We start from the raw sequence: 26,113 nt of genomic DNA on the forward strand, positions 1-26,113 counted from the left end.
GTGGTGCTCCGTGGCCAGGACGATGCCGACCGCCAGCGCGATCAGGTCCGCGACGGTGACCCCGGCGGCCACCGCGCCATCGTCGGCGGCGCGGCGCAGCAGCGGGCCGCCCGCCTCCTCCAGCGCGGCCGAGCAGGAGTTCTCGTGCACCGGGTCGGGTTCGGCGCCGTCGTAGGCCAGCGCGGCGGCCAGCCCCCGCGCGGAGACGCAGTAGGCGACGACGTCCCCCATCCAGTCCAGGAGCGCGTGCCGGCTGTCGTCCGTCGCGGCCAGGTCCCCGGCGCGGAGGCACAGCGCTTCGATCCGGGTGCGGGCGACCGCCTCCAGCAGTGCGCGCCGGGTGGGGAAGTGCCTGCGCACGGTCGCCGAGCCGACCCCCGCGACCCGGGCGATCTGTTCCAGTGAGGCACCGGCACCGTGGGCCGCGACCTCCTCCTCGGCCACCGCGAGGACCCGCGCGTAGTTGCGCCGGGCGTCGGCGCGCTGCCGCTCAGGCATGGCGTCACCTCCAGGTTTGCTAAGTGGCGGGCCCCGCCGTATCGTACCGGAACAGAAATGGCGGACCCCGCCACTTAACTGAGGGAGCACCATGCCGACAGATTCCGCGCCCGTACTGGTCACCGGCGCCACCGGCAGGCAGGGCGGCGCCACCACCCGCGCGTTGCGTGCGGCGGGGGTGCCCGTCCGGGCACTGGTGCGTGACCCGGGCACCGACCGGGCCAAGGCCGTCGAGGCGCTCGGCGTCGAGCTGGTCACCGGCGACCTGCACGACCTCGACTCGGTGATCCGGGCGGCCAAGGGCACCCACGCCGTGTTCTCCGTGCAGATGCCCGCCATCACCGCGGACGGCTTCGACTTCGCGGGCGAGGTGGTCCAGGGCCGCAACCTCGTCGCGGGCGCGAAGGCCGCCGGGGTGCCGCAGTTCGTGCACTCCTCGGTCACCGGCGCTGGTCAGCACACCGAGGCACCCGGGTGGGCCGAGGGCCGCTGGGCGTCGATGGCCCCCACCCTGGGCGCCAAGAGCGCGATCCAGGACGAGGTCCGCGCGGCGGGCTTCCCCAGCTGGACACTGCTCAAGCCGGGCTTCTTCATGGCGAACTTCCTCCCGTCCATGGGTTTCCTGTTCCCGCGCGGCATCGAGGGCGGCCTGGTGAGCGTGCTGCACCCGCAGACCCGGCTGTCCCTGGTGGCGACGGAGGACGTCGGCACGGCGGCCGCCATGGCCATCGCCGAACCGGAGCGGTTCGACGGGGTCGAGCTGGAACTGGCGAGCGATCACCTGTCGATGACGGAGATCGCCGAGGTCCTCTCCCGCACGCTCGGCACGGAGCTGTCCGCGCCGGACATGACCGAGGAGGAGGCCTTCGCCGCCGGGATGCCGCCGATGGGCGCATCGCACGAGTGGCTGAACGCGGTCCCCCAGCCGGGCCGCCCGGAGTACGCGCGGGACCTCGGCATCCCGCTCACCAGCTTCGACACGTGGGCGCGGCGGCACCTGCGGGCCGCGTAGGCGCTGTCCGATTCGTTCAAGACGGGCATCGTTACCGTGGGCGCTACACCTCCGTGCCGGACCCGGACGACAACGTCGTGGACCTGTTCGCACCGCTTCGCTGACTGTCGTCCGCGAAGTGGCAGGCGGCCACATGGTCCGCCGAGTCCTGCGGTAGCAGCGGTGGCTCCTCCTCAGCACACACTTCCCGCGCCTTCCAGCACCGGGTCCGGAACCGGCACCCGCTCGGCGGGTCCGACGCGCTCGGCACGTCGCCGGTCAGCACGATCCGGTCCCGCACCCGCGTCGGATCGGGAATCGGGATCGCCGACAGCAACGCCTGCGTGTACGGGTGCGTCGGCCGCGTGTACAGCGACCGCGTCGTGGCCAGCTCGACGATCTTCCCCAGGTACATCACGGCGACGCGGTCGCAGACGTGCCGCACCACCGACAGGTCGTGCGACACGAACACGTACGCGAGCCCGAGCGAGTCCTGCAGCGCCGACAGCTCGTTCACGACCTGCGCCCGCACCGACACGTCCAACGCCGACACCGGTTCGTCCAGCACCAGGATCGACGGCCCCAGCGCTAATGCCCGCGCGATGCCGATCCGTTGCCGCTGCCCGCCGGAGAACTCGTGCGCGTACCGGTTCGCGTGCTCCGGCGCCAGGCCAACCATCGCCAGCAGCGACGCCACCCGGTCCCGGCCACCGGACGCGTACAACCCCTGGATCCGCAGCGGTTCCGCGACCAGGTCGTGCACGGTCATGCGGGGGCTGAGCGACGAGTACGGGTCCTGGAACACGATCTGCAGCTCCCGCCGCACCTCGCGCAGCGCGTCCCCCGAAAGACCCGTGATCTCCCGGTCCCGCAGGAAAACCCGGCCCGCGGTCGGCTCGACGAGCCGCACGATCATGCGGCTCGTCGTGGTCTTTCCGCACCCGGACTCGCCGACCAGGCCCAGCGTCTCCCCCGCCGCCACCGTGAACGACACGTCGTCGACGGCACGCACGCGACCCTGGGTGCGGCGCAGCAGTCCACCCCTGATCGGAAAGTGTTTCGTCAGCCCCTCGACCCGTAGCAGCTCAGACATGCGCCAACTCCTCACCGAAGTGACAAGCCGTCGCATGACCACCGACCTCCCGCAGCAGAGGCTGCTCCGAGACGCACTTCGACCGGCCCTGGCGCAGCGAGCAGCGCGGCGCGAACGGGCATCCCGGTGGTGGTGACAGCAGACTCGGTGGACTGCCAGGGATCGGTGTCAGCGTCTGCGTTTCCGCGTCCAGCCGGGGAATGCTCGCCAGCAACCCCGCCGTGTACGGGTGGCGCGGCGACGCAAACAGCGACCGCACGTCGGCCTGTTCGACGATCCGGCCCGCGTACATCACGAGCACCCGTTCCGCCATCTCCGCGACCACGCCGAGGTCGTGGGTGATGAGCACGGTCGCGGCGCCCGTCTCCTGTTGCGCGGTCCGCAGCAGCGACAACACCTGCGCCTGGATCGTCACGTCCAGCGCGGTGGTCGGCTCGTCCGCGATCAGCAGTGCCGGGTCGTTGGCGATGGCCATCGCGATCATCGCGCGTTGCCGCATGCCGCCGGAGAACTCGTGCGGGTACTGCCGTGCGCGGGTCGCCGGCTGCGCCATGCCGACGAGGCCCAGCAGGTCGACCGCCCGCGCGAACGCGTCCTTCCTGGACGCCGCCGAATGCAGCCGGACGGCCTCCGCGATCTGCTTTCCCACCCGCTGCACGGGGTTCAGCGCGGTCATCGGGTCCTGGAAGATCATCGCGGCGTCCTTGCCCCGGATCTTCCGCAACTCGTCGCGGGACAGGCCCAGCAGCTCACGGTCGCGGAACAGCACCGACCCGCGCACGATCCGCGCGGGCGGCCGCCGCAGCAACCCCAGCACGGTCAACGCGGTGACGCTCTTGCCGGACCCCGACTCACCGACGATCGCGACCGTCTCGCCGGGCTCGACCGTGAAGCTCACGCCGTCGAGGGCGCGGGCGACACCGTCCTCGGTCCGGAACTCGACCGCCAGGTCCTCGACCGTCAACAGTGGACTCACGAGGCCTCCCTGGGGTCGAGCGCATCGCGCAGGCCGTCGCCGACGAAGTTGACCGACAGCACGGTGATCGCGACCGCGATGCCCGGCGGCAGCCACAGCCACGGCATCTGGCTGATCACCGTGAGCCGCTGCGCGTCGGTCAGCATGTTGCCCCAGCTGGGTAGCGGCGGCTGCACGCCGAGCCCGAGGAAGGACAGCGACGCCTCGATGAGGATCCCGTCCGCGACGGCGATCGTCGCGACCACCACCACCGACCCGAGCACGGCGGGCAGCACGTGGTGCACGACGAGCCACCCGGTCCGCGCGCCGAACGCCCGCGCCGCCTGCACGTACTCGCGTTCCCGCAGCGACAGCGTCACCCCGCGCACCACCCGGCCGGCACGCGGCCACGTGAACAGGCCGATCGCCACCACCATCGTCGTGATGCTCGGCCCGAGGACGCCCGCGATCACGATCATCACCACGAGCACGGGGAACGAGAGGAACACGTCAGCCGCCCGCATGACCAGCGCGTCCACCCAGCCACCGGCGATCCCCGCGACCGCGCCGAGCACCGTGCCGACGACGACCGCCAGCAACGCGGAGCACACCCCGACGAGCAGCGATACCCGGCCCGCGTACAGGAGCCGGGCGAACACGTCCCGTCCGGAGCCGTCGGTGCCGAGCACGTGCTCGCCGCTCGGCGGCTGCCTGACCTGCGACAGGTCGACCTTCAGCGGGTCGTGCCCGGCGAGGAGCGGCGCGAACACGGTCGTCAGCACCACGAGCAGCAGCACGACGACACCCGCGATCGCGAGTCTGTGCCGCAGGAACCGGCGCAGCGCCATCCGGCCGGGCGAACGCAGTGCGGGGGCGGTCATCGCAGGCTCACCCGGGGATCCACCAGTGTGTAGAGCAGGTCGGCGACCAGGTTCGACAACAACACCATGAGCGAGAAGACCAGCGCGAACCCGATGATCACCGGGTAGTCCCGGCCCTGGAAGGAGGTGATCGCGAGCTGGCCCATGCCTGGCCACGCGAACACGGTCTCGATCACGACGGCACCGGCGAGGACGTTCGGCAGCGACAGCGCGACGATCGTGATCACCGGGATCAGCGCGTTGCGCAGCACGTGCCGCGTGACCACGCCGATCGCACCGGCCCCCTTCGCCTCGGCCGTGCGCACGTAGTCGGCGTGCAGCTCAGCGATCACGCTGGACCGCACGTACCTGGTGAACTGGCCGGCCTGCGAGAACGCGAGGATCACCAGCGGCATCAGCAGATGCAGCAGCGAGTCGCCGACGCTGTAGGCGCCCGGCGTCGACATCCCCGCCGACGGCAGCAGCCCGAGCTGGAGCGAGAACACGTAGACGCCGAGGATGCCGAGGAAGAACGGCGGCGTGCACACCGCGCCGAGGCTGACCACACTCGCGGCGTAGTCGGTGAACCGGCCCTTGCGCACGGCCGCGAGCAGACCGAGCGGAACCGCGATGACCAGCGCCAGCAGCAGGCTCAGCCCCATCAGGTACACGGTGGGCCCGACGCGTTCGCCGAGCAGGTCGCCGACGGACCGGCCGGTGTCGAGCGAGTAGCCGAGGTCACCGGTGACGGCGTTACCCAGCCACGTGAAGTACTGGACCCACACCGGTTTGTCGAGCCCCAGCTCGGCCCGCTTGGCGGCGACGAACGCCTCGGAACCGGGCCCCCGGTTCTGCGGCGGCAACATCATCTCGACCGGATCGCCCGGCGCGAGCCGGAAGAGCCAGAAGATGCCGATCGACACCAGGACCAGTACCAGCACGCTGACCAGAACGCGACGTACGAGGTACGCGCCCACCACTCACCTCCCCGTCGGTCTGGAGCATGCCCTTGATCTTTGTGCAAAGTCTGGGCCCTATCAGCAGTTACCTCAGGGGAACGTGACGGCACTCAGCCACCAACCGCCTGCGGTCCGCCGGTGTCGCTGGATCGGGACCAACACTTTCAAATTCGGGGAGGCGGACTAGTCCTGCCAGTTCTCCGGCTGCCAGAACCCGCCGCCGGTCGGGCTGAGTGGCGTGAAGTTCCGTACCTTGTCGCTCACCGCCCACAGGCCGCCAGGGCTGTACAGCCACAGGTACGGCACCTGCCTGTTGTCGATCTTCGCGGCCTCGCCGTACAGCTTGTCCCGCTGTGCCTCGTCCGCGGTCGCGTTGGCTTCCTTCATCTTCGCGTCCAGCTCGGGGTCGCAGAAGCGGACGTTGTTGCCGCCGTTGGGGAAGAAGGTGCCGCACGAGACGATCGTGTACACGTTCCACGAGTCGAGCGCGTAGTTGCCGCCGCCGAACATGAACATGTCGAAGGCCGGGCCCGCGAGCGCCTCGGTGCTCCAGCCGGCGTCGACCTGCGCCAGCTCGACGTTGACGCCGATCTCCTTGAGCTGGCTCTGGATCGCGACCGCGGCGGCGTCCCGGTCGGGGTTGCTGCCCGGGATCCACGCGAGCTTCACGGTCTGGCCGAAGTCCCACCCGCCCTCGGTCAGCAACTGCCTGGCCCGGCCGGGATCGTAGGCATAGTCCTCGATGCCGTCACCGCTGATCGACGGGTCGAACGAGGAGTTCCGCGCGACCCCGACCTCCGGCAGCGCACTGTCGACGATCGACTCGCGGTCGATGCCGGTGAGCAGCCCCTGCCGGACACGCGCGTCCTGGAACCGTTTCTGCGTCAGGTTCATGCCGACGCGGACGAAGCCGCCTTCCTTGGACTTCTGGAAGTTCAGCGTGCCGAAGCTCTCGAGGGTCTCCCGGTCGCTCGGCGCCACGGGCGCGATGTCCATCTCGCCGGTGCCGAGCTGCGCGGTCGCCACGTCGGCCGTCACCGGCTTGAGGAACACCTTGTCCACGCTCGCCGGTTTGGGGAAGTTGGGGTTCTTCTTCAGCTCGACGTACTGGTCGACCTCGTACCTGACGAACTGGAACGGCCCGAGGCCAACGGTCGGGTCCGAGAAGAACGGGTCCTTCGCGAGCTGGTCGAGCGGTTTGTCACCCAGGATGTGCTCCGGCATGATCATGTAGACGCCGACCTGAGCCAGCACACCATAGTTCGGGCTCGCGGTCCTGATGACGAACGTGTTCTCGTCCGGCGCCGTCAAACCGGCGACCGAGTCCTCGGTCCCGTCGGCGACCTCCTTGGCACCCACCACACTCTGGTAGTTGCCCGACGCGGCCGAGGTGCTCTTCGGGTTGGCGAGCGTCTGATGGGTGAACAGGACATCGGCCGAGGAGAACGGTTTCCCGTCACTCCACTTGAGACCCTTGCGCAGGTGGAAGGTGAACTCGGTGGCGTCGTCGTTCACGTCGACCTTCTCGGCGAGCTGCGGCACCAGCTCGAGGTCGGGGTTCGACGTCATCAGGCTCTGGTAGATCAGTGACATCACCTGCTGGTCTGGACCATGAGCCGGTTCCAGCGGGCTGAACAGCTTCGGCTTCTGGTACAGCACGATGCTGACCGAGCCGCCTTCTCCCGCGCCCTGCGTCGGCTGCGGCCCGGCACAGGCCGACGCGACGAGGCCGGTCGCCAGGACCGCGGCCGAGATCCACCTGAGTCCGTTCATACCACTGCCTCTTTCGAACCTGGTGTCGAACAGGCACAAACCTAGTCACCGGAACGCCACACGTAAAGGATCCCGGAACGCCGTTTCATGTTCGCTCCGGCCGGTTGACATGAAACGAAGTTCCTGGTGACGTCGGATTCCCCTGCGCAAGGAGGTCCCCATGCGTGTGCGTGCTGTATGCGTGTTCCTGTCCTTCATACTGTTGGTCGTGTCCCCAGGAATCGCAACCGCCGATCAAGGGCATCCCGAGTCACCCGACGTCGTCGTGGCGTCCGGGTCGGGCGACCGCGGCACCTGGTTCCCCACCGTCGAACGACTCCACGACGGCACGCTCGTCGCCGTCTACTACGACGCGACGAGCCACACCGGTCCCGACGGCCGGATCGCGATCACCCGCAGCCGCGACGGCGGCCGCACGTGGCGCACCCCGTCGGTCGCGATCGACACCCCGCTCGACGACCGCGACCCGTCGCTCGTCGAGCTGTCCGACGGCACCCTGCTGATGAGCTGGTTCCAGACCGACTGGTCCACCACCCCCCTGCCCACCCCCGGCGGCGTGTGGACCGTCCGCTCCCGCGACGGCGGCCACACCTGGTCCGCGCCCGTGCGCGTGCGGTCCGCCGTCTACGGCAACGGCGAGTGGGCCGTCCCGCCGGTGGGCTACGCGGCGCCGTGGGTCGCGACGTCCGCGAAGGTCGTCGAGCTGCCGGACCGCACGCTCCTGCTCGCGCTGTACGGCAACACCCCGGCCGACGCGGGATCGTCGATCACGGTCATGCGGTCCCGCGACGGCGGGCGCAGCTGGCCTGCCGCCCTGGAGGTCCCGGTCGCGGTGCACCCGGACGGCAACGACTTGCAGGAACCGGCGATCGCGCCGCGCGGCGACGGTGTCGTCGTGATGGCGATACGCAGCAGGAACATCGGCTACTGGACATCGTCGCGCGACGGCGGCCGGACGTGGGCACCGCTGACCGCCAGCGACTACTGGGAGCAGGCGTCCGACCTGCTTCCGCTGCGTGGCAAGCGGTTGCTGCAGACCTGGGGTGACCGGTCCGGCGCGTTCGGCCCCGGCAGGCCAACGGTCGGCCGGGTCATCCTCGCCGACGGCACCCGTCTCGCTCCCAGGGTGCTCTACAGCCGTGGCGCAACCGACGAGAGCTACCCGAGCAGTGTCCAGGTTGGCCCTGACAAGTACCTGACCGTGTACTACGACGCCGTTCACAAGATCATCGGCGGCACCTACAGTCGGCGGAGCGAGTACCTCGAGCCATAGAGGAGTGCCCCCGTGCCCTTGACCTTCGACATGCCGTTCGACGAGTTGCTCACCTACCAGGGAAGTACCCCGCGACCGGACGACTTCGACGAGTACTGGGCGCGGGGGCTCACCGAGCTCGCGGACCTGCCCGCCGACGTGGAGATCACGCCTGCCGAGTTCCAGACACCGTTCGCCCGGTGCTCCCACCTGTGGTTCACCGGGACGGGCGGTGCCAGGGTGCACGCCAAGCTGCTGGCTCCGGTCACGCCGACGGGCCCCGCGGTGCTCCAGTTCCACGGGTACACCGGCGATTCCGGCGACTGGGTCGACAAGCTGTCCTACGTCGCCGCCGGCTACACGGTCGCGGCGCTGGACGTGCGCGGCCAGGCGGGTCCTTCGACGCAGGAGAACGCGGTCGCGGGGTGGTCCATGGCGACCTATCTGTTGCGCGGCATCGACGACCGGCCCGACAACATGCTGTACCGGCACCTGTTCCTTGACACCGCCCGGCTCGCGCGGATCGTGCTCGATCTCGACGACGTCGACCCCGCGCGGGTCGGCGCCACCGGCTACAGCCAGGGCGGCGGGCTCACGATCGCGTGCGCCGCGCTCGAGCCGAGGATCAAGCTGGCCGCGCCGGTGTACCCGTTCCTGTCCGACTACCGGCGGGCGTGGGAGCTGGACCTGGAGAAGGCGCCCTACGACGAGATCACCGCGTACTTCCGCTCGCGCGATCCCATGCACCTGCGTGAGCAGGAGTTGTTCACGCGCATGGGGTACGTGGACGTGCAGCACCTGGCGCCACGCATCCAGGCGAAGACGGTCATGACCGTGTCGCTGAACGACCGCGTGTGCCCGCCGTCGACCCAGTTCGCCGCGTACAACAAACTCACCTGTGACAAGTCGTACCGGCTGTACCCGGACTTCGCACACGAACGGCTTCCCGGCACCGACGACGCGATCTACGCTCTGCTCTCGACGCTCTGAGGCCCGAGTCACGAGGAGCCCACCGGATGAACCGACTGCTGACCGTGGCCACCCTCGCGACGCTCGCCATGGCCGTGACCGGCCAGGCGGGTGCCGAACCCGGTGTCGACCACGCGCACGTGCCGGGCGGGCAGCGGTTCCTCACCGCGGCAACGGGGGCGCCCGCACTGTTCGACGCGGGCGTCACGGCCGCCGACGGCAAGCGGGCCGCCCGGCTGCTGCTGTCGTCGGCCGACGGGACCCGCCAGTCCACCGACGGCGGCACCACGTGGTCGTCGCTCGCCGGGACCTCGGGCACGCCGTTCCGGCTCGCGAACGCGACGGGTGACGTGGTCGCCGTCGATCTCGACACCGACGGGACCGCGTGCGGCGACACCTGTGCCCGGTTCGCCCGCAAGCTGCTGAGCGCGGGCGGCTGGACCGACGCGGGCACCGCGACCGTCACGTTCGCCCAGCCGGTCACCTCGGCCCGGTTCGGCCGGGGCGTCGTGCTGCTCGGTGACGGGAAGACGGTGCTGGCGCCCGTGTACGGCTCCTCGTTCGCCGCCGTCGTGGCGAGCACCGACGGCGGCGTGACGTGGACGGAGACGGCCCGGCTCGCCACCGGCGCGGGCTGGTCGGCGGCGAGCCTGTCCCCCACCGCCGGCGGCGGGCTGATCGCCGCGCTGGGCAAGGACGAGAACCCGCGCGGCGAGGTGCCCGCGAACGTCGCCCTGTACACGGTGAAGACGCCCGCCCAGTCCGGTACCGGGTGGGGCGCGCCGGTCCGCGTGGCCTCGGGCACCGGCAACGCGCCATCGGTGACACTGCTCGGCAACGGCGCGCTCGTGCTGTCGTCCGGCAGGCCGGACAACGTGCTGCGGTTCTCCTTCGACGGCGAGGGCACCGCGTGGACCTCGCCAACGACCGTCTACCAGAACCACCCGACCGCCGGTGCCGACGCGGACGGCTGGTACACCCCGGACGGCGGGACCGCCCGGCCGCTGCGGCACCTCGGTTCCAGTGGCACGGTCGGGATCGCGCCGCTGGCGGGCAACCGGGTGCTGGTGACCGGCGACAACTGCGCGCCGGGCTGGGGCTGCCCTGCCGACCCCGCGGTCCGCGGCTACCAGGTCGACGGGGCGGCCGCGCTGTGGCGGTCGCAGGTGGAGGTCGACACCGAGCAGTGGGGCAAGGCCGATCTGACCACGATGTTCCAGCGCGGCGAGCTGACGGTCATGGACTCGCCGCTGTCCTGCTACGGCGACGCCGCGGCCTGCCGCCGGTCGCTCGCGGCGTACGCGTTCGACGGTGACCCGCGTGCGGACTCGAGTCTGGTGACCGGAAACCGGTCGGTCACGTTGCGGCTGCCCCGCGCGGTGCCGGTCACGGGGCTGGGCCTGCACGTGTGGTCGCAGGGCGCCACGGACGTGCGGATCGAGACGTCGGCCGACGGGACCACGTGGACCGCCCCGGCCCTCGGCGCCCGCGACGGGTTCCTGCGCCCGTTCAGCGCGCCGGTCACCGCGCGGTACGTCCGGATCAGCGACCCGAACCCGGTCACCGACCCCTCGGCCGGGTTCCTGCACGAGATCGAGCTGTACACCGCGGCGGTGACCTTCGAGCACGACTACCCCGGCCAGCCGCCACGCGGCAACGGCTGGGCCACCACCAGCACGCTCGCGACCGTCGTGAACCAGCCGGCCGTGCCGTCGGCGGAGAAGGTCTCGTCCCGGTTCCTGCGCATCAAGGACGACTCGACGACACAGATCGGGCGGGCCACGTGGGCGCACGCGGCCACCACGTCGGTGACCGCCGAGTTCCGCTTCCTCGGCAACGGGCAGACGAACAAGGGCCTGCTGTTCTCGTTGAAGGGCAAGAACGGCACGGCCGCGGCCACCCCGTACGGGTTCTGGCTGACCGGCGCGGGCATGCTCCACTGGGCCAACTACGGCCAGAACCCGCCGTGGGGCAGTGCGCTGAACCAGACCGCGATCACCATGGGCACGTGGCACACCGTGCGCCTGGTGGCCACGATGACCCAGGTACAGGTGTACCTGGACGGCGCACTCGTTGCCACCAAGCCGAAGTCGCAGGCCGCGACCGCCATCGACGCCGTCGAGCTCGGCTCGACCGGCACGTCGACCACCGGCGACGACTGGCTGATCGACGACGTGGCCTACACCTCGCCTACCTGACGCGCCCGCAACACCAGCACGATCCCCAGGCACCCGGCGAGCGCGATCGCGACGAACAACGGCAGCGCGAGCGGGGACGTGGCCTGCAACCCGTACCCGATGACGGTGGGCACGGTCGCGTTGCCGAGCATCGCCACGGTCAGGACCGCCGCGTTGACGCGCCGGGGCTGCGGCAGTGTCCGCGCGATCCACGCGAGAGTGGCGGGGAAGATCGGCCCCGCGAACGCGCCGAGCAGGAAGAACCCGACCGGCGCGCTCACCTCGACCGCGATCACCGACAGCCCGGCGCCGCAGGCGAGCAACGCGCACACGATGATCCGCTGCGGCGGCCAGCCCCTGGTGACCACGGGCACGAGCAACCGCCCGCCCGCGAGCCCCAGCCAGAACAGCGACGTGAGCGCGGCCGCCGTGTCCGCGCCGTAGCCGTGCGCCCGCAGGTGCGTCGCCTCCCAGCTCGACAGTGCGGTCTCGACCCCCGCGTAGCAGAACAGCATGGCGCAGAACAGCAGCAGCAGGACGCTGGGGCGCAGCCGCTCCTTCTCGACCGCCGCCTCGGCCGACGGCGCGGTCAGCGGCAACGCCGCGAGCACGCCGACCGCCAGCACGGCGAACAGGAGGCCGCCGTGCGTCAGGCTGATCAGCGCCGGTCCCGCGGCCGCGCCGAGGCCGTAGGTGCCGTTGACCAGGTTGACGTAGGTGAGCCCGCGCATGGCCATCACGGTGTTGACGATGAGCACGAGGCCGCCGAACCCGAGGCCGGCCACGGCCACCGCGAACAGCGGCACCGGCCAACCGGCCGGCAGGGCGAGAAGCCCCAGCCCGGCAGGCAGCAGCACGGCCGAGACGATGTAGAGCGGTCCCCTCGCCCACCGGTCGCTCAGCACACCGCCCACCGCGGTGCTGACGAGGCTGCCGCCGAAGAAGCCGGTGACGAGCAGTCCCGCGGTCGCGGGGGACAGGTCGTCACGGTCGCGCAGCAACGGGATCAGCGGTCCGAGGGTGGCCTGGAACAACCCGAGCAGCCCGAAGAGAACGGCACACCGAACGACCACCCAGGGCCCCCCTCACGTCAGCGCCGTACCGACGATACGTGCCGGGAGAGCGGACTTCAGTCCGTTTTGACCACCAGCGCATCGACCACGTCGGTCAGCTCGCCCCTGCGCTTGAAGGCCGCACGCTGCCTGCCTGCGCCGGTGCCGTGTTCACGCAGCCGTGCCACCCCGGCCTTGACGAAGTCGAGGTCGGCGCCCAGCACCGGGCGCAGGTGCTCGACCAGGTCGTCCACGTGGGACTGGACGGGGCCGAGCTCGCCGGTGAGCGGGTGCAGGATGGACCCGGTGATGCCCTCCCGCGAGGCCCGCCAGAGGTTCGCGCGCAGGATCGCCTGCGGCAGCTCAGGCGGCGGACCGCCGTCGTCGAGCGCACGGGCGACCAGGCCGCGGATCAGGGTGGCGAGCAGCGTCGCGTCCTCCGGGACCGCGGCGACGTCGGCGATCCGGAACTCGAGCGTGGGGTGGCGTTCGGACAGCCGGATGTCCCAGTAGATCATCGCGCGGTCCATGAGCGCACCGGCGCGCAGCATGCCGTCCACGGTCGACTCGTACTCGTCGAGACCCGCGAACATCGGCGGCGGGCCTGCCGATGGCCAGCGCGACCACTCCTGGTACCGCCAGCTCGCGTAGCCGGTGTCGGTGCCGTTGAACGGCGAGTTGACGGTGAGCGCGAGCAGCACCGGCAGCCATGGCCGCACCCGGTTGCTCACCGCGACGCCGGTCTCCCGGTCCGGGATGCCGACGTGGACATGGCAGCCGCACGTCGCGAGCGACCGTGCCGTGGCGCCGAACCACTCGGCCATCCGCAGGTATCTCGGACTCGGCGTGATCTCCTGCTCCCCGGTCTCCTGCACCACCGGGCAGGCGCTGGGCAGCAGGCGGAGACCGCGTGCCGCCGCCGCTGCCGCCAACTGTCCTCGCAGGCCGGTCAGCTGCGCGAGCACCTCGTCGGGCGTGCGGCAGATGTCCGACACACCCTCGACCTGGCAGCGCTTGAGTTCCTGCTCGACCTCTCCTTGGGACTCTTCGGCGGCGTCCACGACCTCCGGCCCGGAACCTGAGAGCCTGCCGTCCGAGTCGACGAGCAGGAACTCTTCTTCAACACCCATCGTGAGCTGTTCGGCTGTCACCGTCGGTGCATACCCGAACGGGTGGTGGGCAAACGCACAGGGCGGGCCCGCCGAAGCGGACCCGCCCTGTGCGCGGCTCAGAAAATCAGTGACTCAGTCGGCCTGCTCAGGCCTTGCCGCGACGGCGCACCACGAACAGCGCGACCACACCGCCGACGATCAGCACACCGGCGATGCCCAGCGGCAGCGCGACGCTCGCACCGGTCTCCGCCAGCACCTCCTCCTCGGCCACGGGGGACGGGGCGGCCGTCGTGGTGGTCACGGGCGGGGCCTCGGAGCTGGTCGGCGCCGGGGTCTCGGTGGTGGTCTCGGTCGGCGGGGTCGTCTCGGTCGGCGGCTGCGTCGGCTCGACACAGGCCGCGACGACGTGCTCGTCGGAGAAGCTCCAGCCCTTCCCGCCGTCCTTGTCGTCGTGCGCGACCACGGCGATCGTGAAGGTGTGCTGCACGTCGCCCGGGACCTCGAACTTGTCCTGGTAGTTCGTGCCGAACTCGCCCTCGTGGAGGACGGAGCCGTTGTCGGTGATCTTGACGGTGTTGGCCTTGCGGTCGTTGTACGCCGTCAGGTCGACCGTCAGGGTCGTGGTGTCGTCCACGCACTCGGCGTGCGACTTGTTCGTGTGGGCGGCGGCCGTGCCTGCGAAACCGATCAGGCCGGCAGAGGCCGTCGCGAGTACGACACCGAGAGCCACGCCAAACCGGCGGCGCGGGGTGGAATTGAGTGCCAAGTGAAGCCTCCGGCTGCTACGTCGGGCGAACGGGAGAGCCGGTCACCCTCGAACTACCGAGAGTTGCCAGCCACAAATAGGGGGGTAGGTTATCCACTCTTCTGAGTGACGTTTCACCGGGGCCCTATAACGGGACGTGTCGCGCGGGTAGTACTCCACTCACCCGATCGAAATTAAGCCAATCGGCCGCACCTCAGCCATTCGTGGCCGGTCATCGCCGCCGGTCTTCACGCCGAGAATCAGCTCCACCCCGCCGACTCCGGTCGAATTGTCCATTTCGCGCGCGTGAAGATCACGACTTCACATTATTTTTCGATCATGAAACTTTGCCGCGCCCGAACATCGGGCCGCCCCCACTCTTTCGGGTTAACACAACGCCGTTGCCTTGTTAACGCAACGGCGTTGTCCTAATCTCGATGCCATGACCCACCTGGCCATACACATCAACGGCACGCCAAGACACGTCGACGTGGAACCGAGAGTGAGCCTGCTCGACGCCCTGCGCGACCACCTGGGCCTGACCGGCACTAAGAAGGGCTGCGACCAGGGCGCGTGCGGCGCGTGCACGGTGCTGGCCGACGGCGAACGCGTCCTGTCCTGCCTGGCACTCGCCATCCAGTACGAACATCGCGAGATCACCACGATCGAGGGCGTCGACGACCCGTTACAGCAGGCGCTCGCGAAACACGACGGCTTCCAGTGCGGCTACTGCACGCCGGGCCAGATCTGCTCGGCCCTGGGCATGCTGGCGGAGCACAGAGCCGGAATGCCAAGCGCGGCAACGGAAGACGTGGCAACCACACCCCCGCTCACCAGGCCCGAGATCCAGGAACGCATGAGCGGCAACCTGTGCCGCTGCGGCGCGTACAACGGCATCGTGGCCGCGATCGAGGAGACCGTGAGATGACGCGGTTCGCATACGTGAGAGCGAAAACGGTCGTCGCGGCGGTGGAGACCATGGCGAACACCCCTGGCGCCAAGTTCCTCGGCGGTGGCACCAACCTCGTGGACCTCATCCGAGCCGACATCGAGCACCCGGACACCCTGATCGACATCACCCCGCTACCGCTGACCGGGATCGAAGAACTCCCGGCAGGCGGCCTGCGCATAGGAGCACTGGCAAAGAACAGCCATGTGGCGGCGCACCCGCGGATCAGAACCCGTTACCCGGTGCTGACCCAGGCAATCCTGGCAGGCGCGTCCGGCCAGCTTCGCAACATGGCCACGGTGGGCGGCAACCTGCTGCAACGCACCAGGTGCCACTACTTCTACGACACCGCAACCCAATGCAACAAGCGCACCCCTGGCGAAGGCTGCACGGCACTGAACGGGGGCCACAACAGAAACCACGCGATCCTGGGCACAAGCCCGCACTGCATAGCCACCCACCCGTCCGACCTGTCCGTGGCACTGACCGCCCTGGACGCGGTGGTGGAAACGGAAAGCACGAACGGCAGGCGCCGAATCCCGGTCAGGGACTTCCATCGGCCCCCCGGAACGACCCCCGACGTGGAAACCGCCCTGCACCAACACGAACTGATCACAGCAGTGGAACTCCCGCAGCTACCCCCGGCGACCAACTCCCACTTCCGCAAGGTCCGCGACCGAGCGTCCTACGCCTTCGCTCTGGTTTCGGTGGCGGCAGCCATGAAGGTGGAGGACGGCCGGGTAGCCGACGTCCGCATAGCACTGGGCGGCGTTGCCACCCACCCGTGGCGAGCCAGAACCGCGGAGTCGGTGTTGCGGGACGCCCCCGCAACGGAGGCCGCGTTCCGCGAGGCCGCGGAAGCGGAACTGGCAACAGCGGTCACCCGCCCGGACAACGCTTTCAAGGCCCCGCTGGCAATCCGCACGTTGACGGCGACGCTGGCCGGATTGGTTCGGCCCCGATGACACTCACCACGACCCACCCGGCGGGGCGCGTCCTCGGTGAGCCCGTCGACCGAGTCGACGGCCACGTCAAAACCACCGGCGCCGCCCAGTTCTCCGGCGACGTCCCCTTCCCCAACCTGGCCCACGCGGCCCTCGTCCACGCGACCGCCACCCGTGCCCGGATCACCCGCGTCGACACCGAGGCCGCGTCGACGCTTCCCGGCGTCCACGCCGTCATCACCCACCACAACGCCCCCCGGATGAAACCGCCTCCGAAACCTTCCGTGCTCAACCTCCCCACGCTCGCCGCGGGCACCTCCGTCAACTACCTCAACACCGACGAGGTCCACTGGAACGGCCAACCGGTCGCCGTCGTCGTCGCCGACTCGCTCGACATCGCCAGGGAGGCGGCCCGGCTGGTGCACGTCACCTATGACGAGTTGCCCGCGGTCGTCGACTTCGGGCAGCAGGAACCCAACGCGGTACCGCAGAAGGCCGGTGCCCTCCACGAGGGCACCGGCAAGAAGGGCGACGCCGTCGCCGCGCTCGAAGTGGCCGCCGTGGCCGTCGACCTGCGGTTCTCCACGCCCATGCACCACCACAACGCGCTCGAGCCGCACACCACCACCGCCTCCTGGCACGGCGGCACCCTCACGGTCCACGACGGAACCCAGAACATCGACTGGACCCGGCGGCATCTCGCCCAGCGGTTCGGGATCCCGGTCAGGGCAGTGCGCGTTGTCGCCACCTTCGTGGGTGGCGCCTTCGGGGGTAAGACCAACGTCTGGGCGGGCACTGTGCTCGCCGTCGTCGCCGCGATGGTGACCGGGCGGCCGGTCCGGCTCGCGCTCAGCCGGGAGGGGGTCTACCGGACAGTCGGCGGGCGCACCCCGTCAACGCAGCGCGTCGCGCTCGGGGCGGACTCCGACGGGCAGCTGACCTCGTTGATCCACACCAGCGTCACACAGGTCGGCCGGGTCGGCGGCGGGCCGGAACAGGTGGTCTCCCAGTCGCGGCATCTGTACGACGCCGCCAACATTCTCGTGCGGCAGAACCAGCTCACGCTCGACACGGTCTCGAACGCCGTCATGCGGGCGCCCGGGGAGGCGATCGGCTCCTTCGCGCTCGAAGCCGCCATGGACGAGCTTGCCCACCGCCTTGCCCTCGACCCCATCGAGTTGCGGATGCGCAACGAGCCCGACCGCGACCCGTTGGGCGGCAGGCTCTTCGCCCGGCGCGGGTTGCGCGAGGCCTACGCGCGTGGTGCCGCACGGTTCCGCTGGGCCGACCGCACCCCCGAACCCGGGTCCATGCGGGACGGCCGGTGGCTCGTCGGCATGGGTGTTGCCTCCGCCTACCACCCGGCCTGGGAGCTTCCCGCGAACCTCACCATGCGACTGTCCGCCAACGGTGACGTGCTGGTGCGGTGCGCGTTCCACGAGATGGGCATGGGGTCGGCCACCGCGTTCGCACAGGTCACCGCCCACGCACTGCGGGTTCCGCTCGACTCCGTCCTGGTCGAGTACGGGGACAGCGACCTACCCGCCGGGCCCGCCGCGGGTGGGTCCGCCCAGACCGCGAGCGTGTCCCGCGCCATCCTCGACGCCGCCGCCCGGCTCAAGAAGAACCTCACCGCGCTCGCCCATCGCCACGACCTGTCTCCTACCGAGGCGCCCGGCACCATCCTCAGCCGGGCCGGCCGGTGCCACCTCGAGGTGGTGGTCGGGGCCGATCGCGGGATCGGGCGGCTGGCCGGGCAGCTGCGGTTCATGACCAGGTTCCTCCTGGACCGCCGGAGGTACGTGAAAGCCGCGTGTGGGGCGCAGTTCTGTGAGGTGCGAGTGGACAGGGACACCGGCGAGGTCCGGGTCACCCGCTGGCTCGGCGTGTTCGACATCGGCACCGTCGTCAACGCCAAGACCGCCGCCGGCCAACTGCGGGGTGGCATCGTCATGGGCATCGGCGCGGCGCTCGGAGAGGAGACGCTCGTCGACCGCGGCACCGGGCGGATCGTCAACGCCAACCTCGCCGAGTACCACGTGCCTGTGCACGCCGACATCCCGCGCATCGACATCGAATGCCTCGGCGCCCCCGACCCGACGATGCCGCTCGGCGTGCTCGGCGCAGGCGAGGTCGGCATCGTCGGTGTGGCGGGCGCCATCGCCAACGCCGTCCACCACGCCACCGGCCTGCGCGTCCGTGACCTGCCCATCACCCTCGACAAGCTCCGGTGAGGACATGGCGCGTGATCCACCTGTCGTGGTTACGGTATGTCCATGGCGCGCGACGACGAGGACTTCCAGCGAGCGCGCCGCCCCGAGCAGAAACGGCAGCGCGAAGCCACCATCCTCGAGGCGGCGCGGCGGCTCGCCGGGCGTGACGGCGTGCGCAACATCAGCCTCGGCGACATCGCCACCGACGTCGGCATGCACAAGACCGCGTTGCTGCGTTACTTCGGCACCCGCGAGGAGATCTACCTCAACATCGCCACCGAGGCGTGGCAGGAGTGGGCGCACGCCCTGTCCGCCGACCTCAAGGAACTGGCATCCGGCGACATCACCGGGATCGCGACCGCGTTCGCGACCAGCCTCAAGGAACGTCCCCTCCTGTGCGACCTTTTCACGCACGCACCCCTGAACCTCGAACGCAACGTGTCCCTCACCGCGGTGATCACGTTCAAACTCGCGGCCATCACCAGCGGCAAGACCCTCACGACCGCCGTCCGCAAGCTCATGCCCGAACTGACCGAGACCGACGGCGACGAACTGCTCGTCGGCGTCACCACCCTCGCCGCCGGGCTGTGGCAGCTGAGCCACCCGCCGCCCGACGTCGCCAAGCTCTACGTGGAACACCCCGCCATGTCCCACACTTCCATCGAGTTCGTCTCGGCCATCAGACGCCTCACCGAAACCCTCCTGTGGGGTCTGATCACCAAGAGGGCCCGCTGAGGCACGCGGTTGCGGCATCACAGGCGCACAGTTCCCGTCATCAAAACTAGTGTCCCGTTGACAACCTTTGCATTCTTCCCTTCCCGAAGCCGGTGGGAGCACTCATCATCGGACCATGACGCATCGTCGCGTACTGTCCACGCTGGCCTTGACCCTGGCCGTCACGGCCACGACGTTCGCGGGTGGCACCCCTGCCGCCGCCGACCCTCATCCCGGCCCCGAACTGCACAGCTTCATCGCGGCGTTCGGCTACTCGATCACCCACCCCGACCTCGACCCACCCGGCGCCAACGACTGGTCGTGCCGCCCCACCGCGAAGCACCCTCGGCCGGTCGTGCTCGTCCACGGCACCTGGGAGAACCGGTACAACAACTTCGCGCAGCTCTCCCCCGTCCTCAAACGGGACGGCTACTGCGTCTTCGCGCTGAACTACGGTGACACCGACGACAACCTGCTGAGCCAGCCCGAGTTCATCAAGGGCAACGGCGACATCCGCGCCTCCGCCAAAGAGCTCGCCACGTTCGTCGACCAGGTGCGCGCGGCGACCGGCACCGCCAAGGTCGACATGGTCGGCCACTCGCAGGGCGGCATGATGCCGCGCCAGTACCTGCGGTTCGAAGGCGGCGCGGACAAGGTCGCGACGCTCGTGACACTCGGCGCGACCCACCACGGCACCACGCTCTCTGGCATCGGCACCTTTGTGGACACGTTGGGGCTCCTGGGCTTCACGCCACCGATCCTGGGCGCGGCGGCCGCGCAGCAGGTGGTCGGCTCCGAGTTCCTGACGACGCTCAACGCGGGCGGTGACACCGTGTCCGGGGTGTCCTACGTGGTCATCGCGACCCGGTACGACGAGGTGACCACGCCATACCGGTCGACGTTCCTCACGGCGGGCCCCGGCGCGACCGTCAGGAACATCACCCTGCAGGACGGCTGCCCGATCGACCTGTCGGACCACCTGTCGATGACGTACTCGTGGCGGGCCATCGGGCACGTGCGCCGGGCACTCGACCCGGCGGCGCCACCGGCGCCGTGCCTGCCGAACGCACCGGTGGTCTAGGAGAGGACCCGGATCGGCTCGCCCGCGATGAACGCCTCGATGTCCTCGACCGTCTCGCGGAAGTAGTCCGCGTAGTTCTGGCGGGTCACGTACCCGAGGTGCGGGGTGGCGAGCAGGTTCGGCAGACCGCGCAGCGGATCGTCGGCAGGCAGTGGCTCGGTGGCGAACACGTCCACCGCCGCGCCGGCGATCCGGTTGTGCCGCAACGCGTCCAGCAACGCGGCCTGGTCGACAACGGCCGCCCGCGACGTGTTGACGAGGTAGGCGCCGGGCCGCAGGTGCGCGATCGCGTCGGCGTCGACCAGGCCTCGGCTGCGGTCGCTCAGCACGACGTGCACCGACACGATGTCGCTCGCGGCCATCAGCTCAGGCAGCGAGCCGGCGAGCGTCGCGCCTGCCGCCGACGCCCGCTCCCCGGTGAGGTTCTGGCTCCACGCCAGCACGTGCATGCCGAACGCCTGCGCGACCGCCGCCACCCGTGAGCCGATCTGGCCGAGCCCGACGAGCCCGAGCGTGGCACCGGCGAGGTTCGTCCCGATCGTGCTCTGCCACGGCCCGCCTGCGTGGAACGCGGCGTTCTCGACGGCCACGTTGCGCACGAGCCCGAGGATCAGCGCCCACGTCAGCTCGACGGTCGACGCCTTGCTGCTGGCCGTGCCGCACACGACGACCCCGGCCCGCGCGGCGGCGGCCAGGTCGATCGACGCGTTACGCATACCGGAGGTGACGAGCAGCCGCAGCTTCGGCAGCCGCTCGATCAGCGACGCGGGGAACGGCGTGCGCTCCCGCATGATCACGACGAGGTCGAAGTCGGCGAGCGCGGCGGCCACCGCGTCCTCGCCGCCGAGGTGCTCACGGAACACCGTCACGTCGACGCGGCCGTCGAGCCGGCCCCACCCGGCCATCGACAGCACCACACCCTGGTAGTCGTCCAGCACCGCGCAGCGGAGGGTCACCGGCCGAGTATCGCTGACCAGATCGGTCCGCACCGTGGCGGGATGGTGCCTTCCCGGCAGGTGGGTGCCGGGCGAGTCTTGGCACCTGCGCGGAGCACTGGTCGTGATCGACGTCCAGGAGTCCTTCCGCGCATGCTCCGCCGTCTACGCGCCCGCTGACCTCGCCGGATGGGTAATGTCGATGACATGAGCGAAGAGCTGACCACCGAGCGGCTCGTGGTGCGGGAGTGGCGGCTCGACGACGCCGCGGCGGCGCTCGCGATCTACGGCACGGAGAAGGTCATCCGCTGGCTGACCCCCGCGATGGGCCAGGTCGCCGACGAGGCGGCCATGCGGTTGGTGCTGGAGGCATGGGTCGAGGCGCAGCCGAACATGACGCCACCGCGCGGGCGGTGGGCGGTCGAACGCCGCGAGGACGGCGAGGTCATCGGCGGCCTCGGCATCCGGCTGCTGCCACCGTACAAAGAGGACCTCGAGCTGAGCTGGCAGCTGCGCCCGGACGCCTGGGGAAGGGGCTACGCGGCCGAAGGCGGCCGCGCGCTGGCCGGCTGGGCGTTCACCCAGGAGATCGACGAGCTGTTCGCGGTCGCCCGCCCGGCCAACGCCCGCGCGATCGCGACCGCCAAGCGACTCGGCATGTCGTGGGTCGGCGAGACGGACAAGTACTACAACCTGCGACTGCAGGTGTTCCGCATCCGGCCCAGCGACCTGACGGAGTGAGCTTGACCAGTGTCCCGCGGATCAGCCGCCTGAACCAGGGGCGCCAGCCGGGGAGCAGCTTGTTCGCCGACCTGAACACCAGCCGCTGTCCCGGGGTGTCGAGCGACTCGAACCACACCATCGACCTGGCCGCGGCACGGACGTCGCCGTCGCGGGCCGCGGCCAGGTACCGGGCGGTTCTCCTGTGGTGCTCGTCGGTCCGTGCACGCAGGTCGGCGGGGCGCAGCTCGCGGAACCACGCCTGGTCACCCGAGATCGCGAAGAAGTAGGTCAGGCGCAGGGTGGGGTCGTAACCGCCGTCGAGGGCGACGCTGCCGACGGTGTCGCGGTACCGGCGGGCCACCGCGACGCACACGGCCGGGTTGACGCGGGCCATGGCGGCGAGCGCGACCGCCGCGATGATCGACAACTCGCCGAGGAGGTCGCTCTTCAGCGACTCCATCAACTCGTCGATCGCGACCGGATGGTGCGGGTACCTGGCCAGCGCCACGATCCCGCGCAGCCGCGCGGCTTCGTCCTCGTCCACCAGCGTCAGCGCGAGCCGCGCCACCTCGTCCATGCCGACAGCACAACAGCCGGCGGCCGGGACCGGTCCTGCGCGCCGTCAGTTGGCCGCGCGGTGGAGCCACTCACGCAGCAGCGTCCGCTCGCCCGTGGTGAAGCCGCCCGGTTCGGCGTCCAACGCCGCGAGGAAGCCCACCGCCATCGCGGACAGGCCGCCACCGGCCAGCGGCTGGGTCGCCTCGGTGACCACGGTGCCGATCAGGGTGTCCCGCAGCTGGTCGGTCCACCCGGTGCCCCGGTCGCCCCCGAGCAGGCTCAGTGTTGCGCCGACGTTGGCCGCGACCAGCTGTCTCGCCGCGATCTCCGGGGCCGTGCGCAGCCTGCCCTGTCGCGCGATCTCGTTCAGCAGGCCGGCCAGCAGCTTCTCCGCCACCGGGATGAGCGTGCTCGTCAGCGCATAGTGGTTCGGGTGCTCCATGCCGAAGCGGACGTGGTGGTGCCAGCTCTCCCGCAGCGCCGCCACCGGGTCGCTGTCCAGGCTCGGCGCCGCGCGCATGTGTGTCGTGAACCGGTCCTCGACCATCGCGGCCAGCAGGCCCTGCTTGTTGCCGAAGTGGTGGTACAGCGTCGGCGCCTGCACGCCCGCGCGCTCGCAGATGGCACGGGTCGACACGTCCGGCGACTCCGTCAGCAGCTCGTCGGCGGCGGTGAGCAGCCGGTCCCGCGTCGGTGAGTCCGTCATGGGACCAAGATAGTAAGAGGGCCTAACCCTTGGTCGCGTAGCGCCTGCGGCCGAGGGTGGCGGTGACGACGAGCGGGACGCTCACCGCGAGCGTGATCGCGAACATGGTCGTGAACCGTCCGGCGTCGACCATCGAGCCGAAGATCGCGGCACCGATCGCGCTGCCGGTGAACAGCATGGTGGCGAACAGCGACACGGCCGTCGCACGGTAGCCGGGCGCCATGTCGGTCGCCCACGTCTGCAGCGTCGAGTGCATGAACGCCCACCCACCGCCGAGCAGGGCAGTCGCGACGACCACCGAGGGGGCGGCGTGGGTGATCACCATCAGCAGGTAGGCGAGCACCGCCATGCTGCCGCCGATCAGGATCAGCGTGGCGGGCGACACCGTGGTGGTCCGGGCCTTCACGACCCGCGCGAAGACCAGCACCGAAGCCCCGTACGCGGCCGTGAGCAGGCCGGACACCGTGACCGACAGCCCGGACGCGTGCAGCACCACCGGCAGGAACGTCAGCGGCCCGAGCAGCACAAGGCCCTCGGCGAGCACCAGCACGAGTACCAGCAACGCGGGCCGGTTGGTGAGCACGCCCTTGACCGACGACCACACCCTCGGCGGCGTGCCCAGCCGCGGCTCGACCATGCCGCGCATGAAGAACGACAGCACCCCGGCCGTCACGGCGGTCAGCGCGAACGCGACCCGCCAGCTGCTGAAGTCGGCGATGGCGCCCGCCGCGACGGTCGCCATGGTCATGCCGACCGCCGACGCGGTCATGAGGTCCGTGAGCGGTGCCTGCCGCACCCGCACCGGCACCGTGTCGCCGACGTAGACGAGCGCGCCCGGGATCGCGGCGGCGAAACACGCACCGGTGACGCCCCGCGCGACCACCAGCCACCCGATGTCCGGCACGGCCGCCGACGCGAGCCCGCCGACCATCGCGAGCAGCAGCGCGAACCGCATGGTCCGCACCCGGCCCAGCCGGTCGGACACCACCGCCCAGATGATCTGCGCGATGCCGTAGCAGAGGAAGTAGGTGGCGGCGGCCTGGCTGACCGCCTCGACCGACCGGTCCATCTCGGCCGCGATGACCACCAGCATCGGCGCGATCATCAGCCGGTCGAAGTTGGAGGTGAACGAACCGACCTGGAGGAGGCGGAGAGACCGGGCGACAGCGGGGGTGGTCGCCACCTGCTCCACATCGTTCGACATGCCGCTCCTCGTCGTCTCCGTTCAGTCAAACTCCGGGAGCGGGGCAGATACCAGACGTGGCCGTCGTGTTACTGGTCACGCGGTGACTTCCGCCAGCTCCCGGGCCAGCCGAGGCAGCACCGATCCCGCCCAGCCGCGGGGCATGTTCGTGAACGCGCTCTGTTGCCGGGGGTCGTCGAGGTCGAAGCCGCCGTGTTCCAGGAAGAGCCGCGTACCAGCACCCTCCGCGACGAGCCGCCACGTGATCGTCCAGTCCATGTCGCCCTCGCCGAAGGTGTAGCTCAGCAGCCGTTCCTCGTCGACCTCGGTCACCGTGCACGACTGCACGCCCCAGCCGCGCATGTCGAGCGTGAACGAGTGCCCGACCTCGGGCCGGATGTCGCCCGGCGCCCACCAGCTGGCGAGCCGGTCAGGCTCGGTCAGCATCCGCCACACCTTCGCGGGCGGCTGCGCGAGGAACTGGTCAACGTGAATCGTCTCGGTCATCGGGGTCCTCCTCCATGATCTTGGACAGCGTGCGCATGCGCTCGCGCCAGTAACGCTCGAACGGATGCAGCCAGTCGCTCACCGCGGCCAGCGGCTCGGCCGTGAGGTGGTAGTGCCGCTCCCGGCCGCGCACCTCCTCGCGCACGAGCTCCGCGCGCCGCAAAACCTGCAGGTGCTCGGAAACCGCTGGTCGCGACAGGTCGAACTGCGCGGCCAGCGCACCAGCGGTCCGCGAGCCCTCGCGCAGCAGCTCCAGCAACCGCCGCCGCACCGGGTTGGCCATGGCGGTGAACAGTCGGTCGTCAAGCACGCGACCAAGATATGTCGGAAATCTCCGACATGTCAACAATCCCCGACATGTTTGGGGAACTCCATCGGGTGGGTACTCCGTTGACCGAGTACGTGACGACGGAAGGACGTGCCATGCCACTCATGAGGAGACTGACCGCACTGGCCGGGACCGCCGCCGCGGCGCGCACCTATGTCCGCCGCAACCCGGACAAGGTGAACAAGATGGCGGCGAAGGCAGGCCAGTTCGTCGACCAGCGGACCAAGGGCAAGTACCACCACAAGATCGACAGCGCGGTCCGCAAGGTCACCGACTACACGGGCAAGCCACCGCGCCCTGGCACACACTGACGCTCACGCCGACCGGGGCTGCGGCCCCGGTCGGCGGTGTGCTAGAGCGTGACCCGCAACCGCGTGTCGGTGGTCGCGTCCGGGTCGAGAACGTAGTGCGCCGCAACGGTTGCGTGGTACAGCCGCAGCCGGGCGTCACCGGTCACCCGCGATGCGCCCCACTCGCCGAGCCCCTCCCGCACGGCCACCCGCGAGAAGACCGCGATCCCCTCCTCGACATCGCGCGCCAGGGCCGCCGTGCCCGACATGTACACGGCCTGCACCTCGCCGGGCCGCTGCGTGGAGTCGAACACGGCCACCGAGATCTCCGGCCGCACGGCGAGGTTCCGCGAGTGCTGGGCGTCGGGCGAGGACACCCAGTACAACGACCGGTAGTCCTCGGTCGCGAACCACACCGGCGTCGCCCACGGCACGCCGTCGGCGTCCGAGGTGGCGAGCACCATGAACGAGTTACCGTCGAGAATCGCGCGCGCGATGTCCGATCCGGTCATCGGCGCAGCATAACGAGGGCACGACCCTGGTGCC

27 protein-coding genes are annotated in these 26,113 nt (G+C 70.3%); 12 read left to right on the forward strand and 15 right to left on the reverse strand.

All coding sequences use genetic code 11. The features are described 5' to 3' along the window. A partial coding sequence (locus WBA97_RS38835) for a TetR/AcrR family transcriptional regulator (protein ID WP_424236081.1) occupies window positions 1–498 on the reverse strand: 498 nt, incomplete at its 3' end. A gap of 91 nt (window positions 499–589) precedes the next feature. Here WBA97_RS38835 and WBA97_RS38840 point away from each other — a divergent pair. Continuing rightward, a complete protein-coding gene (locus tag WBA97_RS38840; RefSeq protein WP_424236083.1) occupies window positions 590–1,510 on the forward strand; it encodes an NmrA family NAD(P)-binding protein in 921 nt (306 codons plus the stop codon). 43 nt (window positions 1,511–1,553) lie between these two features. On the opposite strand, the gene WBA97_RS38845 is transcribed toward WBA97_RS38840, so the two are convergent. The 5 genes from WBA97_RS38845 to WBA97_RS38865 form a co-directional block, all read right to left on the reverse strand. Continuing rightward, window positions 1,554–2,582: an ABC transporter ATP-binding protein gene (locus tag WBA97_RS38845; RefSeq protein WP_424236085.1), complete on the reverse strand. Its 1,029-nt coding sequence runs from the start codon at window positions 2,580–2,582 to the stop codon at window positions 1,554–1,556. Then, window positions 2,575–3,558 (reverse strand): ABC transporter ATP-binding protein, encoded by a 984-nt coding sequence (locus WBA97_RS38850; protein WP_424236086.1) that lies wholly within the window; start codon window positions 3,556–3,558, stop codon window positions 2,575–2,577. Before WBA97_RS38850 ends, WBA97_RS38845 begins: the two co-directional genes overlap by 8 nt. Further along, window positions 3,555–4,418: an oligopeptide ABC transporter permease gene (gene opp4C / locus WBA97_RS38855; RefSeq protein WP_424236088.1), complete on the reverse strand. Its 864-nt coding sequence runs from the start codon at window positions 4,416–4,418 to the stop codon at window positions 3,555–3,557. The genes WBA97_RS38850 and opp4C overlap by 4 nt, the downstream gene beginning before the upstream one ends. Then, a complete protein-coding gene (locus WBA97_RS38860) occupies window positions 4,415–5,374 on the reverse strand; it encodes an ABC transporter permease (RefSeq protein WP_424236090.1) in 960 nt (319 codons plus the stop codon). The genes opp4C and WBA97_RS38860 overlap by 4 nt, the downstream gene beginning before the upstream one ends. Window positions 5,375–5,539: 165 nt before the next feature. Continuing rightward, window positions 5,540–7,129 carry an ABC transporter substrate-binding protein gene (locus tag WBA97_RS38865; protein ID WP_424236091.1) on the reverse strand — a complete coding sequence of 530 codons (1,590 nt, stop codon included), beginning with the start codon at window positions 7,127–7,129 and terminating at the stop codon, window positions 5,540–5,542. A gap of 208 nt (window positions 7,130–7,337) precedes the next feature. Here WBA97_RS38865 and WBA97_RS38870 point away from each other — a divergent pair, with 208 nt between their 5' ends. The 3 genes from WBA97_RS38870 to WBA97_RS38880 are packed head-to-tail and all read left to right on the forward strand — an operon-like array spanning window position 7,338 to window position 11,548. Next, window positions 7,338–8,402: a sialidase family protein gene (locus tag WBA97_RS38870; RefSeq protein WP_424236093.1), complete on the forward strand. Its 1,065-nt coding sequence runs from the start codon at window positions 7,338–7,340 to the stop codon at window positions 8,400–8,402. 12 nt (window positions 8,403–8,414) lie between these two features. Beyond that, window positions 8,415–9,371: an acetylxylan esterase gene (locus tag WBA97_RS38875; protein ID WP_424236095.1), complete on the forward strand. Its 957-nt coding sequence runs from the start codon at window positions 8,415–8,417 to the stop codon at window positions 9,369–9,371. A 26-nt stretch (window positions 9,372–9,397) separates the two neighbouring features. Then, the gene (locus WBA97_RS38880) at window positions 9,398–11,548 is read left to right on the forward strand and encodes a hypothetical protein (RefSeq protein WP_424236096.1); all 2,151 of its coding nucleotides are present in this window, start codon (window positions 9,398–9,400) and stop codon (window positions 11,546–11,548) included. On the opposite strand, the gene WBA97_RS38885 is transcribed toward WBA97_RS38880, so the two are convergent. From WBA97_RS38885 to WBA97_RS38895, 3 genes are all read right to left on the reverse strand, one after another. Continuing rightward, window positions 11,530–12,600 carry an MFS transporter gene (locus WBA97_RS38885; protein WP_424236097.1) on the reverse strand — a complete coding sequence of 357 codons (1,071 nt, stop codon included), beginning with the start codon at window positions 12,598–12,600 and terminating at the stop codon, window positions 11,530–11,532. The two genes, WBA97_RS38880 and WBA97_RS38885, sit on opposite strands and share 19 nt — an antisense overlap. Window positions 12,601–12,656: 56 nt before the next feature. Then, complete coding sequence (locus WBA97_RS38890) at window positions 12,657–13,730, reverse strand: carboxylate-amine ligase (RefSeq protein ID WP_424236098.1); 1,074 nt, start codon at window positions 13,728–13,730, stop codon at window positions 12,657–12,659. Between the two features lie 106 nt (window positions 13,731–13,836). After that, on the reverse strand, window positions 13,837–14,457 hold the full coding sequence (locus tag WBA97_RS38895) for an LPXTG cell wall anchor domain-containing protein (protein WP_424236099.1): 621 nt from the start codon (window positions 14,455–14,457) through the stop codon (window positions 13,837–13,839). Between the two features lie 421 nt (window positions 14,458–14,878). On the opposite strand from WBA97_RS38895, the gene WBA97_RS38900 reads away from it, so the two are divergent. The 5 genes from WBA97_RS38900 to WBA97_RS38920 all read left to right on the forward strand — a co-directional run bounded on the left by WBA97_RS38900 (window position 14,879) and on the right by WBA97_RS38920 (window position 20,337). Further along, on the forward strand, window positions 14,879–15,364 hold the full coding sequence (locus WBA97_RS38900) for a 2Fe-2S iron-sulfur cluster-binding protein (RefSeq protein ID WP_424236100.1): 486 nt from the start codon (window positions 14,879–14,881) through the stop codon (window positions 15,362–15,364). Next, the gene (locus tag WBA97_RS38905) at window positions 15,361–16,350 is read left to right on the forward strand and encodes an FAD binding domain-containing protein (RefSeq protein ID WP_424236102.1); all 990 of its coding nucleotides are present in this window, start codon (window positions 15,361–15,363) and stop codon (window positions 16,348–16,350) included. Before WBA97_RS38900 ends, WBA97_RS38905 begins: the two co-directional genes overlap by 4 nt. Beyond that, the gene (locus WBA97_RS38910; RefSeq protein ID WP_424236103.1) at window positions 16,347–18,563 is read left to right on the forward strand and encodes a xanthine dehydrogenase family protein molybdopterin-binding subunit; all 2,217 of its coding nucleotides are present in this window, start codon (window positions 16,347–16,349) and stop codon (window positions 18,561–18,563) included. The genes WBA97_RS38905 and WBA97_RS38910 overlap by 4 nt, the downstream gene beginning before the upstream one ends. 42 nt (window positions 18,564–18,605) lie before the next feature. Beyond that, window positions 18,606–19,277: a TetR/AcrR family transcriptional regulator gene (locus WBA97_RS38915; RefSeq protein WP_424236104.1), complete on the forward strand. Its 672-nt coding sequence runs from the start codon at window positions 18,606–18,608 to the stop codon at window positions 19,275–19,277. A 115-nt stretch (window positions 19,278–19,392) separates the two neighbouring features. After that, window positions 19,393–20,337 carry an esterase/lipase family protein gene (locus WBA97_RS38920; RefSeq protein ID WP_424236106.1) on the forward strand — a complete coding sequence of 315 codons (945 nt, stop codon included), beginning with the start codon at window positions 19,393–19,395 and terminating at the stop codon, window positions 20,335–20,337. Here WBA97_RS38920 and WBA97_RS38925 read toward each other — a convergent pair. Further along, a complete protein-coding gene (locus WBA97_RS38925) occupies window positions 20,334–21,242 on the reverse strand; it encodes a D-2-hydroxyacid dehydrogenase family protein (protein ID WP_424236156.1) in 909 nt (302 codons plus the stop codon). The genes WBA97_RS38920 and WBA97_RS38925 overlap by 4 nt on opposite strands. Window positions 21,243–21,479: 237 nt before the next feature. Between WBA97_RS38925 and WBA97_RS38930 the strand changes: the two genes are divergently transcribed. Both WBA97_RS38930 and WBA97_RS38935 read left to right on the forward strand, forming a co-directional pair. Further along, window positions 21,480–22,013, forward strand: coding sequence for a GNAT family N-acetyltransferase (locus tag WBA97_RS38930; protein ID WP_424236108.1), 534 nt, complete (start codon window positions 21,480–21,482; stop codon window positions 22,011–22,013). A 2-nt stretch (window positions 22,014–22,015) separates the two neighbouring features. After that, on the forward strand, window positions 22,016–22,282 hold the full coding sequence (locus WBA97_RS38935; protein WP_424236109.1) for a hypothetical protein: 267 nt from the start codon (window positions 22,016–22,018) through the stop codon (window positions 22,280–22,282). 335 nt (window positions 22,283–22,617) lie between these two features. Here WBA97_RS38935 and WBA97_RS38940 read toward each other — a convergent pair whose 3' ends face one another. The 4 genes from WBA97_RS38940 to WBA97_RS38955 all read right to left on the reverse strand — a co-directional run bounded on the left by WBA97_RS38940 (window position 22,618) and on the right by WBA97_RS38955 (window position 25,259). Further along, the gene (locus tag WBA97_RS38940; RefSeq protein WP_424236111.1) at window positions 22,618–23,259 is read right to left on the reverse strand and encodes a TetR/AcrR family transcriptional regulator; all 642 of its coding nucleotides are present in this window, start codon (window positions 23,257–23,259) and stop codon (window positions 22,618–22,620) included. A gap of 22 nt (window positions 23,260–23,281) precedes the next feature. Beyond that, a complete protein-coding gene (locus tag WBA97_RS38945; RefSeq protein ID WP_424236113.1) occupies window positions 23,282–24,463 on the reverse strand; it encodes an MFS transporter in 1,182 nt (393 codons plus the stop codon). 75 nt (window positions 24,464–24,538) lie between these two features. Then, window positions 24,539–24,949, reverse strand: a complete 411-nt coding sequence (locus WBA97_RS38950; protein ID WP_424236114.1) for an SRPBCC family protein — start codon at window positions 24,947–24,949, stop codon at window positions 24,539–24,541. Next, the gene (locus WBA97_RS38955) at window positions 24,927–25,259 is read right to left on the reverse strand and encodes an ArsR/SmtB family transcription factor (RefSeq protein WP_424236116.1); all 333 of its coding nucleotides are present in this window, start codon (window positions 25,257–25,259) and stop codon (window positions 24,927–24,929) included. The genes WBA97_RS38950 and WBA97_RS38955 overlap by 23 nt, the downstream gene beginning before the upstream one ends. Window positions 25,260–25,381: 122 nt before the next feature. Between WBA97_RS38955 and WBA97_RS38960 the strand changes: the two genes are divergently transcribed. Further along, on the forward strand, window positions 25,382–25,588 hold the full coding sequence (locus tag WBA97_RS38960; protein WP_424236117.1) for an antitoxin: 207 nt from the start codon (window positions 25,382–25,384) through the stop codon (window positions 25,586–25,588). A 41-nt stretch (window positions 25,589–25,629) separates the two neighbouring features. Here the strand turns inward: WBA97_RS38960 and WBA97_RS38965 are convergent, their stop codons facing one another. Next, a complete protein-coding gene (locus WBA97_RS38965) occupies window positions 25,630–26,079 on the reverse strand; it encodes a pyridoxamine 5'-phosphate oxidase family protein (RefSeq protein ID WP_424236118.1) in 450 nt (149 codons plus the stop codon). Between the last annotated feature and the right edge of the window lie 34 nt (window positions 26,080–26,113).

This window comes from Actinophytocola sp. (assembly GCF_049647105.1).
Lineage (GTDB): Bacteria > Actinomycetota > Actinomycetes > Mycobacteriales > Pseudonocardiaceae > Actinophytocola.